The sequence below is a fragment of the Alteromonas macleodii genome (assembly GCF_903772925.1).
Taxonomy (GTDB): Bacteria; Pseudomonadota; Gammaproteobacteria; order Enterobacterales; family Alteromonadaceae; genus Alteromonas; species Alteromonas macleodii_A.
In genome coordinates this window covers 133,788-146,564 of record NZ_LR812090.1, presented here as the reverse complement: position 1 = coordinate 146,564, position 12,777 = coordinate 133,788, and the positions used below count along the sequence as shown (strand labels likewise).

The following is a 12,777-nucleotide window of genomic DNA, read 5'->3' as shown; positions in this document are numbered from 1 at the left end:
AGCGTGACCCTTATCTAACGTTACAACCCTAAGAATACGTTTAATTGTGCAATAAGCCAATACACCAAAAGTAAAGCGCCAGTGCTTTTTTCAAAGCACTGGCGCCAAAATATCGATAAAACCGTTAAAAAGAGGTCTTATTGATCAGATAGAATATTTGCTACTGATGCAAATTCAGCGTGTTCTTGCTGCTCTTGTGCTTGAAGTTCTGCTTGTTCAAGTGTCGATGCAGTTACAAGACCTTCTTCGATTTCGCGAAGTGCTGTAACAGTTGGCTTGTCGTTTTGAACGTCAACCATAGGATCTTTGCCTTCAGTGGCAATTTGACGTGCACGGCGTGCAGCAACAAGCACTAGGTCAAAGCGGTTACCAATTTTATCTACGGCATCTTCTACAGTTACGCGAGCCATGTATTTCTCCGAAAATTAGGTTGAGCAAGTTATTCAAAAAACGGCCGCGTAGTATACACAGATACGTAGCGCGATCCTAGCATTTTGTTTGAATTTGAAGCAGTCAGATCGTACGAAATATGCAGCGATCGCTGTAAATTAAAACAAAACACTTATTGTTCGGTTAAGCTTACGCGCTACCGAGCAGTTCGTCCAATAGCACTTGATGACGCATTTGCTGTTTTACTGTACGCAAACGCTGCGCTGTCACAATGGCTTCTAAGTCACTCAATGCAGTCGCAAAATCATCGTTAATGATCACGCTATCAAATTCACTAAAGTGAGACATCTCTGCTACTGCTTGTGCCATACGCCCTGCAATCACTTCTTCACTATCTTGGCCGCGGTTGTTTAAGCGCTGTTCTAATACATCGAGTGAGGGTGGAAGAATGAAAATACCACATGTGTCTGGCATAAGCTTTTTGACTTGGCGAGCACCCTGCCAATCAATATCTAAAAACACATCAATACCGCGATGCAGTGTTTGCTCGATAGTCACGCGGGAGGTGCCGTAATAATTGCCAAACACTTCCGCATACTCAAAGAACACGCCCTGTTCGATAAGCGCTTCAAACTGCTCTCGGCTTACAAAATGATAATGCACTCCGTCGACTTCACCCGGACGCGGTTGACGCGTGGTATGAGATACAGACACCTGCATAGGCGTGGCTGCATTGCCTTCATACTTTTCCATTAGTGCCTTGATAAGGCTTGATTTTCCTGCTCCTGAAGGAGCAGCAAGAATAAATAAATTGCCGAGTAGTGAAGCCATAGGATATTAAAATTCTATCAAAATGTGGTTATTTCAAGTGGCAATGATAGCATATGAAGCCATTGCGCCGTAACTGCGATTATCTGGTTTATCCATTGATGGTGCATACTCTTTAGTCGCAGACCGGTGTTAGCAAAATAAATAACAATAATAATTTTCTAAAGATGATGGTGGTAGAAAAAGTACTCTGACCCCACGCTTTTTTTGGAAAAGACAGAGATTGCCCGTGAGAAAGGATAACCATTGGTAATAGGGTAACAACAAAATTAGGAAACAAAGAATGACTCAGCAACTTCTGCCGTGCGTAGAGATAAACCCATCCACTACGCCTGATGCCTGCGTTATCTGGCTACACGGTCTAGGCGATTCAGGCCACGGTTTTGCGCCTATCGTGCCTGAACTAAAGCTTCCTGAATCAATGGCCGTCAAATTTCTATTCCCCCATGCACCTGAACGCCCCGTAACCATTAACGGTGGAATGCGTATGCGTGCATGGTACGACATCAAATCACTGGACTTTGAAAGCCGTGCCGATTTAGAAGGCGTAAAAGAATCAGCTGCCCAAGTAGAAGCACTTATTGAAGCGCAAATTGAAAGTGGTATTCCTAGCGAACGCATAGTACTTGCTGGGTTTTCTCAAGGCGGGGTAATTGCACTTCATCTAGCACCTCGATATGCCCGTAAGTTTGCTGGCGTTATTGCACTATCAACTTATATGAGTGAGCCATCGCTACTTGCAAGTGAGGCAACAGACACAAATCGTGAAACGCCTATTATGATGGCGCACGGCGAGCAGGACGAAGTGGTACCCGTATTCATGGGCAATGCGGCATTTAAAACGTTAAACGAAAACGGTTTTAAAGCCACATGGCAAACCTACAACATGCAGCATAATGTATGTATGGATGAGCTAAGCGATATCAGTGATTGGCTTCAGAAAGTTCTAAACTAAGTTTCACGAAGCATTATTCAGTGTGATAGTTAGCTATAAAAAAGCGAATTATCACACTTATCTAATTACCACACTATGTCGAGCACCTTTGTGGTTATTACCGTTATATTCACGCGTTGCGTCCATACTTTGCATTAAGATTCCAAACAGGACGTTTCAAACATCCCTCTATTCTGCAACGCGGTTTCTCCCCCCATTTTTAGCTTTATAGAGATTATCATCAGCGTGCTTTAAGCTAGCGTGCAGTTTGTCGTCAGTAAGCGCGGTAGCCACGCCAAAACTGGCGGTAATGTTGTGATTGATATCCCCTTCTATAAATGGATTTTCTTCAACAACCTTTCTCATTTTTTCCGCAAGTTTTACGCCTTGGCTCAAAGGCGCTAGAGGAAAGAGTACCAAGAACTCTTCTCCGCCGGTACGCGCAACAATGTCAGATGCTCTAACAGCACCTTTGATAATGCTAGTGAAGTGGATTAGCACCTCATCACCAATATCATGACCATAGGTGTCGTTAATCTTCTTGAAATGGTCTATATCGACAACCACTGTTGTAAGAGGGAAATAGGCGCCAGGGTCTTTCATGGCACGTTCAAAAAAGACGGTTTCTAAAAAACGTCTATTTGGTAATTTGGTTAGCGGGTCTGTGTTAGCTTGCTTCATGCGCTCTAAGTTTTCACGCAGCATTTCTTTTCGGCTTTTGTGCCAGAAATTTTCTCCAATAAAAGCAACGCAAATAAAACAGAATGTCGCAATTAAAAATCGTGAAACATGCTCATCAGGGTATTTTGCAACAATAGCGTCTTGGTTATACAGCATATAAATCGACAACCCTATGGTGACTGCAACATAGAGCATAGCGGGTTTAAATCGCACCACTATTATTTGAATAAAAAGTAGTGGAAATATGAAGTACAAGCCCGTGTTGTTCAGCCCGCCGGTATAAACCAAGGCATTGATGGTAAAAAGAACAATAAGCCCTGCGAAATAATAAAACACATCACTTTTGGGGAAAATATGTGAAAGCGCAACGTTGAGGTAAATAACGGTGGCAGATGTAGCTAATACACTAACCAACAATGGGTTATTGGTACCAAAATTGAGCCACGCCATAAATGCGATTATGGTGCCACCAACATAGGAAATGAAATACAACGTCAGTTTGCGTCTTTTTACTTCAGCTTCGTCTTGTTGCGCGTTTCTTAGTAATTGTCCAATTGGCGTGTTGTCCATCTAACAACTCTACTCCCCAAATTTATAAGCAGACACTTCGTCCAACTACAGCATAGACGTATATTTGCACAAAAACCAAGTAGAAAACTGCGCCTAATTTCAAACATTAACCCAGAAAATGCGTATACTACGAAGTATCTCGTATAACGTTGTGTTACAGCGTTTAAGTTTCTTTTTTTTACAGAGTTTGGAATAGCCATGAGTCACCTCAACACTACCCGCACCGTTCGAATTGCTACTAGAAAAAGCGCGCTAGCGCTTTGGCAAGCAGAGTATGTGAAGGCAAAATTAATGGAGCACTATCCATCAATGACCGTTGAGCTTGTGCCTATGAGTACGCAGGGCGATAAAATTTTAGATACGCCATTGGCGAAAATTGGCGGTAAAGGACTGTTCATTAAAGAACTTGAAATAGCCATGTTGGAAGGCCGTGCTGATATCGCGGTTCACTCAATGAAAGACGTCCCAGTAGAGTTTCCTGAAGGTTTTGGTTTACACGCTATTTGTGAACGCGAAAACCCGTTTGATGCCTTTGTTTCTAATGACCACGATAGCCTAGATGCGTTGCCACAAGGAGCAGTTGTCGGCACATCTAGCCTTCGCAGACAGTGCCAAGTTCGCAAATATCGTCCAGATCTCATCATTAAAGATTTACGCGGTAATGTGAACACGCGATTAGCAAAGCTAGATGCGGGTGAATACGACGCCATTATCCTAGCTTCCGCTGGCCTTATTCGTCTTGAAATGGAATCTCGTATTCGTATGCCGTTGCCTGCCGACATTTCGCTGCCGGCTGTAGGCCAAGGTGCAGTAGGTATTGAATGCCGTAACGACGACGAAGAGCTAATTAACTTGCTACAAGCGTTAAATCATACCGATACCAATACCCGTGTTACCGCAGAGCGCGCCATGAATGAGAGATTGGAAGGCGGCTGCCAAGTACCTATTGGTAGTTTTGCTACCCTAGACGGCGACGTACTAACCTTAACTGGTATGGTTGGAAAACCAGATGGCTCTGAGCTGCTGTTTGCGTCTGCTACTGCGTCACGCGAAAAAGCCGCAGACATAGGTGTTGAAGTAGCGGAAGCGCTATTAGAGCAAGGTGCCGGGGAAATTCTTAAAGCACTTTATAACTAAGTTATACGTAAAAGAAGCGCGCATTTCTGCGCACATAGAAATGCGCAGCAAACTTAAAAGGATGAGAGTTCGATAATATGCTTCTGTTCACGCGCCCACTGCCAAAATTAAAAGCGAGTGCTTCGGCTTTCGAGCAAGCGGGCATTAAAGCGGTAGGGGTAGCCACCTCTGACATTATTGATATCTCGTCTGAACGAAAAGCCGCAGCAGAATATTTAGCTTCAAATACAGTAAACGCAATTATTGTTACCAGCGTATACGCTGTGAATAGTGTTATTTCGGGGCTGCGTGACATAGCCTCCCCACTCCCTTTAATTATTGCTGTTGGCGATGCCACTGCGCGCAAACTGCAGGCAGGCCTTGAAACGTTTTCTTCGGCGAACGTTGTTACTCCAAAGGTCCATACATCCGAAGGTATACTGGCAATGCATCAGCTTAATGAGGCAAACTGTAAGCATGTCGTTATTATTAAAGGTGAAGGTGGACGAGAAGCCATAGCAAAAGGATTAGACGAAAAAGGTATTTTAGTAAATAGCTTTTGCGTTTATAAAAGGGAGCAACTTACACGCCCAGTTTACACAAAACGTTGGAAAATGGGCGAAGTTAGCGGCATTATCGCTACAAGCGAAGCAATGGCACTGCAACTGATAGAACAATTTGGTAACGCTTTGTTAGCCTTTAAATGGTTAACAGTGAGTGACCGAGTCGCCCAAACCCTTAACAGTAAAGGTGTTAAAGAGGTAGCGGTTTGTCAGCGAGCCACCGATCAGGCACTCATCGCCTGGGTAAAGGATAACTGGGAGTATTGAATGGCCAACAATAATGAAAATAGCCCACAAAAAGAGGAACTCGTAAAAGTGGAAGCTGAAAAAGAAGTAATTGAGTCTTCTGCCACGCAGAGTGAATCGACTGAATCTGGAGCTAAGAAAAAGAAATCATCAGGCAATGGCCTGCTATGGTTCGTTGTAATCATTTTGTTCTTAGCCGTAATAGGCATGGCTGGCGCGGGCTATTGGTATTATATGCAGCAACAGTCGGCTAGCGCAGATTCCGCCAACACACAGCAAAGCAACACGGCAAAGTTAAACAATATAGAACGAGAACGTAGCGACATCTTAGCGTCGCTAGAAGACGTGTCGCGAACGAATAAAGCCTTACAAGATACGGTCGATGAACTTAAGTCTGAGAACGAGAAACTTAGCTTACAGGCCGAGTCTACCCTTCAACAGCTTAATAATATGGAAGGTCGCCGCCCAGCCGACTGGCTAATTGCAGAAGCTGACTATTTAGTTCGTATGGCGGGTAGAAAGCTTTGGCTGGAAAACGATGTTCGCACAGCAATTTTGCTATTGGTCAATGCAGATAAGCGCTTAAAGTCTTTGGCTGACCCGTCGGTACTACCCGTTCGCGCTAACCTAGCTGAAGATATTCAAACACTACAGCAGCTAAACCCTGTGTCACAAAGCTCAGTAGCGCTTGCCCTTACTGGCATGATTGCGCAAATCGACAAGTTGCCATTGGATACCTTCGAAAAGCCTGAAGATGCTAACGCAGAAGACACCACCTTGTCAGAGTCGGCTGACGACTGGCAGGACAACCTTGCGAAGGTGTGGCGTTCGTTGGTAAATGATTTTCTTACCGTTAAAACTATTGAAGGCCCGGTTGAGCCCGTACTGTCATTAGAAGCACAGTTCTTGGCAAAAGAGCAGCTTCGTCTGCAGCTTATGCACGCTCAAACTGCCGCGCTTCAAGGCGATGCGGGGCTTTACAGTCAATCGCTTCAATATGCACAAACGCTGCTTATTGAAAAGTACGACACAGAGAAAAGTCAGGTAACCGGCTTTGTTGACGCACTACAAAACCTGATTGCCACCGATATTTCACGCCCAATTCCTACAGAGCTAGCGTCACAAAAACCGCTAGAGCGTTTACTGGATAGCCGTGTTAAGCAGGTGTTTGGACAAGGAGCAAGTGCACTATGAAATGGTTAGCTATTGCCCTTGCGGTATTAGCCGCATTCGTTGTTGCGCTTATTGTTGGTCCAATGATACTTGGCGATAAAGGTTACGTACTTATTTCTCTAGGCAGCACAGCTATTGAAATGACCGTGATCAGCTTTTGTATTTTGGTCATTGGTGCCGTTATTGCCTGGTATGTGTTATCCCGTTTTGTTTTGTGGGCGTTAAGCTTAATTACAGGCTCACATAAATGGTTCGGCACTTTAGGTGAACGCAAGCGCAAGCGCGCATTTTACGATGGCTTGCACGCCATGGCCGCAGGTGATTTTGATTCGGCACAAAAAGCATTAGGCAAAACCACCAATGGTGATTTTGAAGGAGTAAACTATTTGGCTTCAGCGCAGATTGCGTTTGCCAACGACGACCTAGCCAAAGCCCGATATTTTCTGGTTCAGGCCACTGATTTTCCGAAAGCGAAAGTAGCCGCAACGGTAATGCATGCACGCATTGATGTAGCTGAAGAAAAGTTTGAGGCGGCACTCGAAAAGCTTAACGAACTAGACGAGCAAGATCGTGACAACAAGCAGGTTGTGCAGCTAAAAGCGCAAATTCTTGCCAAGTTAGGTAAGTGGCAGGTGCTTCAAGAGAATTTATCGGGTTGGCGTAAAGCCTTGCCTAAAGCTGACTACACCACGTGGAGCCAGCGTATTGCTAAAGGTAAGTTTGCAGAAATTGCCAGTAAGCAAGGTGCCGTTGAGCTTAAATCATACTGGGACACCCTGCCTCGTAAATTACGTCACGACGACGCTTATCGCGCTGCTTACGTGCAACAGTTACTTGACCAAGGTATGCATGCCGATGCACAGAACTTGCTGGTTGAATGGCAAAAACGTGGGCCGAACAGCGCGCTATTCCCGCTGTTTACGCAGCTTAATATTCCTGATGCATCACCATCATTACGTTTACTTGAAAGCTGGATAAAGCAAGACGAAGAGAACGTTGAGCTTTATTCCACGCTAGGCCAAGTGGCGTTCAACTCGGGCGATGATGTGTTAGCTGAAAAAGCCTTGCTTAAAGCTACCAAAATGGAGTCGCGCAAAGAAGACTTATTGCTGCTATCTGCCATTAGTGAACGCAAGCAAGACACAGCCACCGCCCTTCAGCTTTACAAAGAAGGACAGCAACTAGCTAGCTAAATGAATATTCGTTTAGCTTTCTGGTAGTACTTGTAATCCAACTAAAGTTGAAGATATAGTAAAAGGGAATTCTCAATTCGGGCTACTTCAACAAAAAACAGCCCGAATTGAAACAAACAACTTGTCGGAGTGCTTCACTGGTAACCCAGTAAGCTGAGACCGCGAAAGTGGGATCCGTAGAACCTGATCAGGCTAGTACCTGCGAAGGGAACAAGAAAATACAATGTGCACGATGTTAAGCAACAGTTTGGCATTGTGAAGCAAGGTTAGATTACTTAGTGGTTTGTTTGTCACTTTCATAACGGGTACCGAGCGTTAACTTTGAGATAAAGCATCAAATTTCAATGATGTAATTTCTAACTCAAAGTAAATTGCTTAAGGCCTTAAGAGCAAACGACAGTAAACATTAACGGGCTCATTCTTAGCTCCTTTACTTTCAACCTCGCTACAGTAGAAGGTTCCGCCCTTCAAACACTTACACACTGTATTCTCCTTCACTCCTGACAAGCATTTTTAGAACCTAAATTTACAAGGTAAAATGCTATGTCGAACAGACGCGAACAACGCCAACAAGCTCAGCAATTCATTAATGAACTAGCGGGCGAAGCTTACCCCAATTCAACGCGCCACTACGAGTGTGGCAGCCGCGACGATATCCGAGTGGCCATGCGCCTTATCCACCAGCATGACAGCCTAGTCGGTGGCACCGAAGAAAACCCTATCTTAGAGCCAAACCCACCTATTCCGGTGTATGACACCTCAGGGCCCTACGGCGATCCGCTAGAAAATATTGATGTTCACAAAGGCTTAAGCCCACTTCGCCAAAAGTGGATTGAAGAGCGCAGCGATACCGTTGAGCTTGAAGGCGTTTCATCAAGCTTCGCGAAAGAGCGTGAAAACGACATCTTTACTGAAGATTTTCGCTTTATTCGCAGCCGCAAACCGTTAAAAGCGAAAGCGGGCAAGAACGTCACCCAGCTTCACTACGCAAGACAAGGCATTGTTACCCCTGAAATGGAATACATTGCCATTCGTGAAAACATGGGCCGTCAAGCCATTAAAGATGCGGAGCTAACGCAGCAGCATAAAGGAGAGCACTTTGGCGCGAATTTGCCCGATACCATCACGCCTGAATTTGTTCGCCAAGAAGTAGCCGCAGGCCGCGCCATCATTCCATGTAATATTAATCACCCCGAACTAGAGCCAATGATTATCGGCCGCAACTTCTTGGTGAAAATTAACGCGAATATTGGTAATTCGGCAGTTACCTCGTCAATCGAAGAAGAGGTAGAAAAGCTGGTGTGGTCAACGCGCTGGGGCGCCGATACCATCATGGACTTATCTACCGGTAGAAATATTCACGAAACCCGCGAGTGGCTGCTGCGAAATAGCCCGGTACCTCTTGGCACCGTACCTATTTACCAAGCGCTAGAAAAAGTGAATGGCGTAGCCGAAGATTTAACCTGGGAGATGTTTAAAGACACGCTTATCGAACAAGCTGAGCAAGGTGTGGATTACTTCACCATTCACGCAGGCGTGTTGCTTGAATACGTTCACCTTACCGCAAAGCGAGTTACTGGCATTGTATCGCGCGGTGGTTCAATCATGGCGAAGTGGTGTTTGAGTCACCACCAGCAAAGCTTTTTGTATGAACACTTCCATGATATCTGCGAAATTTGCGCGAAATACGATGTAGCATTGTCGCTAGGTGATGGCTTGCGCCCTGGTAGCGTGGCCGATGCCAACGACGATGCGCAATTCTCTGAGTTACGTACCCTTGGTGAGCTGACCAAAATAGCCTGGGAATACGATGTTCAGGTAATGATTGAAGGCCCAGGGCATGTGCCAATGCACATGATTAAAGTGAACATGGAAGAGCAGCTTAAGCACTGTCACGAAGCGCCGTTTTATACCCTTGGCCCACTTACCACAGACATTGCACCTGGCTACGATCACTTTACCTCAGGTATTGGCGCCGCCATGATTGGTTGGTACGGATGCGCAATGCTGTGCTACGTAACGCCTAAAGAGCATTTGGGTTTACCTAACAAAGAAGACGTTAAACAGGGGCTTATCACCTACAAAATAGCGGCGCACGCTGCCGACCTGGCGAAGGGCCACCCCGGCGCGCAAATACGCGACAATGCTATGTCGAAAGCGCGCTTCGAGTTTAGATGGGAAGATCAGTTTAACCTAGCATTAGACCCTCATACTGCTCGCGCTTATCACGATGAAACCTTGCCGCAGGCCTCTGGCAAAGTTGCGCACTTTTGCTCTATGTGCGGCCCAAAATTCTGCAGCATGAAAATTTCTCAAGAAGTACGTGATGTCGCTAAACAAGCTGAAACCCAAGAGCTCGAGAAAGAGAAAGGCATGAAAGACATGGCTGATGCGTTTAATCAGTCGGGTGCTCAGCTTTATCACACTGCCGATAGCAAGGTAGAGTTGCCATGACAAACAGCCACCTAACCAAACCCGTACTAGAGCCGCCTAGCGTTAGGTTGCCGGTGGTATGGTGCATAGGCGGCGTTGACTCAAGTGGTGGCGCGGGTATAACCCGCGACGCCATCACGCTTGCCGATTTAAGCGCTCATGCCTGTGTGCTCACCACACAAATTACTGTGCAATCAAACCAGCAACTGCTTAGTAAAGACAGTGTGAGTGCATCTGCGTTAAACCAGCAGTGGCAAGTACTATACGAAGATACGCCGCCACGCGCTATTAAAATTGGCGCTATCGCAAGCGATGAGCAAGCGCTTTTACTTTGCGCACGTATTCAGTCGTTAATAAAGCCTCGCCCGTTTGTGATATGGGACCCTGTGCAGGCTTCTTCATCTGGCGGTATGTTAAGCGACTTAACTGAAAGCGTTGTTGATGAGTTGTTGAACACGGTTGATTTGGTTACCCCAAATATCGACGAGCTCGCTTGGCTGTCTAATTTGCCGGTAAACGACGATACCAGCTTAGCGTCAGCAATAAACCGGCTTATTGGAAAAGGGGCAAAGAGTGTTTACGTTAAAGGCGGCCACGCCGAGTGGCAAACAAAGGTATATGATACCTTTGTTTGCGCCTCGCACACCCTTCACTTTAGTCAGCCGATAATCAATAACGGTAAACTTCGGGGCACTGGCTGCATGTTAGCTAGTGCGATTGCGGCTTTTTTTGTTAACGACTATTGCATTGAAGATGCGCTCACCCTAGCTAATGCCTATGTGTGTGAAGTAAGGCGAAAGACCCTTTGCGAGCCTGATACGGACGGCGCTAAGGCGCATAATAATGGGGCTGATTTGCCCACGTACTTCCCACGAACTAACGGTTTCCCCACACACGCCGCAAGTTTTCCAAAGGTAAATTTTCACCAAGGTAGCGCTGTTTTTTACAATAAAGATTTGTGCCTAGAGACTTTGTCGAAGAGCGACCTCCCCTCAGAAAGTGTGCAAGGTAATATAGCTCACTTCCCTACACTCACTCATACGAACCTAGGCATATACCCCGTAGTAGATAGCGTTCAGTGGATAGCGAGGCTTTGGCCAACGGGTGTAAAAATCATTCAGCTAAGGGTGAAGGAAGGGTCACCACAAGACATTCGCCAACAGATAAAAGAGGCCATTGAGTTAGTGGAACACACCAACTGTCAGTTATTTATTAACGACTATTGGGAGTTAGCCATAGAGCTTGGGGCTTATGGCGTACATCTAGGTCAAGAAGATCTCGACACTGCAGATTTAAACGCTATTCGCAGTGCCGGACTAAGACTGGGCATTTCAACTCATGGATTCGCTGAGATTCAGCGGGTTCGCGCACTAAACCCTTCTTACATTGCCCTTGGCCATATCTTTCCAACCAATACTAAAGACATGCCGTCTAAACCCCAGGGTGTAGAGCGCTTGGCAAAATATGTGAAGCTGTGCGAAGGCATACCCACCGTTGCCATTGGCGGTATTAACTTATCGCGTATAAGTGACGTGGCTAAAACCAAGGTTGACGGTATTGCCGTGGTTAGTGCCATTACTCATGCGAAGCATCCGCTGCAAGCATACCAAGCGCTGGCACAGGAGGCGGGTTTTGCTTAGTCAATCACCACCTCATGCCGCTAATGGCTCAATCAATAAGGCTAATGGCTTTAGCCCCCAACTTGCGCAACAAGATATACAGCGTTACAGCAGGCAGCTCTTGCTCGACTGTATCGACCAAGACGGCCAGCTTAATTTAGCAAACGCACACACTGTGGTTGTTGGGTTAGGCGGCCTAGGAAGCTTAACAGCCCGCTATTTAGCTGGCGCAGGTGTTGGCAATATTACCTTGATAGACGGTGACACTGTCGATATCAGTAACTTACAGCGCCAGGTTAGCTACAACGAAATGCACTTAGGTGAACTTAAAGCTAAGTCGCTGTATAACGAACTTCGCAAAGTTGACTCTAACTTAAACATTCAGTTTAAAAGTAAGTTTGCTGATAGTAATAACTTACCAACCTTAATTTCATCTGCCACCTGTGTACTGGATTGCACCGACAACATTGCGGTAAGACGGCAGATCAATGCGGCCACCTATCGCGCCTCTATTCCGCTTTTTATTGCGGCCGCTAGCGGCCTTACATGGCAAGCACTTAATTTGCCGCAAAATTCGAACTCCTGCGGTTGTTACGAGTGCCTAGTAAATAAGGTGTCCGTGCGTGAAGACTGTTTGAGCAAAGGCGTACTTGGCCCTGTTGTTGGTATGGCCGCTTGCCATCAGGCAACACAAGCTTTGTTGTTTTTAGCAAAAGGATTCCAAGCCGACATTAAGTGGGGGCACTACCTAACTGGGAATGCAGGCCTAGGTTCGCTACAAAGCTTTGCATTACCCCCCTCTTCTACTTGCGAGGTTTGCAATGACGCAAATTAAAGTAAACGTAAACAATCAACCTATGAACGTGATCTCGCCCATCTCACTTAGCGAGTTAATTGCCCTTAAACAACTGAATGACGACGGTACCGCCATTGCTAGAAATGCGGCCATAGTGAGTAAAAAAGAATGGTCGACCACTTATCTTAAAGACAACGACACCGTTGATATCTTCACCCTAGTTGCAGGAGGCTAA

The 12,777-nt window shown here is 45.8% G+C and carries 12 protein-coding genes and 1 riboswitch; of the genes, 9 read left to right on the top strand and 3 right to left on the bottom strand.

The window, feature by feature from the left end; genetic code table 11:
* Positions 1-137: 137 nt before the first annotated feature.
* Positions 138-410 (bottom strand): DNA-directed RNA polymerase subunit omega, encoded by a 273-nt coding sequence (rpoZ, locus tag PCAR9_RS00650; RefSeq protein WP_179981967.1) that lies wholly within the window; start codon positions 408-410, stop codon positions 138-140.
* Positions 411-579: 169 nt separating this feature from the next.
* Positions 580-1,221 carry a guanylate kinase gene (gene gmk, locus PCAR9_RS00645; protein ID WP_179981966.1) on the bottom strand — a complete coding sequence of 214 codons (642 nt, stop codon included), beginning with the start codon at positions 1,219-1,221 and terminating at the stop codon, positions 580-582.
* A 280-nt stretch (positions 1,222-1,501) separates the two neighbouring features.
* Between gmk and PCAR9_RS00640 the strand changes: the two genes are divergently transcribed.
* Positions 1,502-2,173 carry an alpha/beta hydrolase gene (locus PCAR9_RS00640; protein WP_179981965.1) on the top strand — a complete coding sequence of 224 codons (672 nt, stop codon included), beginning with the start codon at positions 1,502-1,504 and terminating at the stop codon, positions 2,171-2,173.
* Between the two features lie 168 nt (positions 2,174-2,341).
* Here PCAR9_RS00640 and PCAR9_RS00635 read toward each other — a convergent pair whose 3' ends face one another.
* Positions 2,342-3,403: a GGDEF domain-containing protein gene (locus PCAR9_RS00635; RefSeq protein WP_179981964.1), complete on the bottom strand. Its 1,062-nt coding sequence runs from the start codon at positions 3,401-3,403 to the stop codon at positions 2,342-2,344.
* A 198-nt stretch (positions 3,404-3,601) separates the two neighbouring features.
* Between PCAR9_RS00635 and hemC the strand changes: the two genes are divergently transcribed.
* The 8 genes from hemC (at position 3,602) to thiS (ending at position 12,777) form a co-directional block, all read left to right on the top strand.
* Positions 3,602-4,540: a hydroxymethylbilane synthase gene (hemC, locus tag PCAR9_RS00630; protein ID WP_179981963.1), complete on the top strand. Its 939-nt coding sequence runs from the start codon at positions 3,602-3,604 to the stop codon at positions 4,538-4,540.
* A 77-nt stretch (positions 4,541-4,617) separates the two neighbouring features.
* Positions 4,618-5,349, top strand: coding sequence for a uroporphyrinogen-III synthase (locus tag PCAR9_RS00625; RefSeq protein ID WP_179981962.1), 732 nt, complete (start codon positions 4,618-4,620; stop codon positions 5,347-5,349).
* Positions 5,350-6,522 carry a uroporphyrinogen-III C-methyltransferase gene (locus PCAR9_RS00620; RefSeq protein ID WP_179981961.1) on the top strand — a complete coding sequence of 391 codons (1,173 nt, stop codon included), beginning with the start codon at positions 5,350-5,352 and terminating at the stop codon, positions 6,520-6,522. It begins immediately after the preceding gene.
* Positions 6,519-7,694, top strand: coding sequence for a heme biosynthesis HemY N-terminal domain-containing protein (locus PCAR9_RS00615; RefSeq protein WP_179981960.1), 1,176 nt, complete (start codon positions 6,519-6,521; stop codon positions 7,692-7,694). Before PCAR9_RS00620 ends, PCAR9_RS00615 begins: the two co-directional genes overlap by 4 nt.
* A gap of 115 nt (positions 7,695-7,809) precedes the next feature.
* Positions 7,810-7,921, top strand: a riboswitch (TPP riboswitch).
* A 316-nt stretch (positions 7,922-8,237) separates the two neighbouring features.
* On the top strand, positions 8,238-10,148 hold the full coding sequence (gene thiC / locus PCAR9_RS00610) for a phosphomethylpyrimidine synthase ThiC (RefSeq protein WP_197964231.1): 1,911 nt from the start codon (positions 8,238-8,240) through the stop codon (positions 10,146-10,148).
* Entirely contained in the window at positions 10,145-11,767 is a 1,623-nt protein-coding gene (thiE, locus tag PCAR9_RS00605) for a thiamine phosphate synthase (RefSeq protein WP_179981959.1), read from the top strand. Before thiC ends, thiE begins: the two co-directional genes overlap by 4 nt.
* Complete coding sequence (locus PCAR9_RS00600; protein ID WP_179981958.1) at positions 11,760-12,581, top strand: HesA/MoeB/ThiF family protein; 822 nt, start codon at positions 11,760-11,762, stop codon at positions 12,579-12,581. Before thiE ends, PCAR9_RS00600 begins: the two co-directional genes overlap by 8 nt.
* Positions 12,568-12,777: a sulfur carrier protein ThiS gene (thiS, locus tag PCAR9_RS00595; protein ID WP_179981957.1), complete on the top strand. Its 210-nt coding sequence runs from the start codon at positions 12,568-12,570 to the stop codon at positions 12,775-12,777. The genes PCAR9_RS00600 and thiS overlap by 14 nt, the downstream gene beginning before the upstream one ends.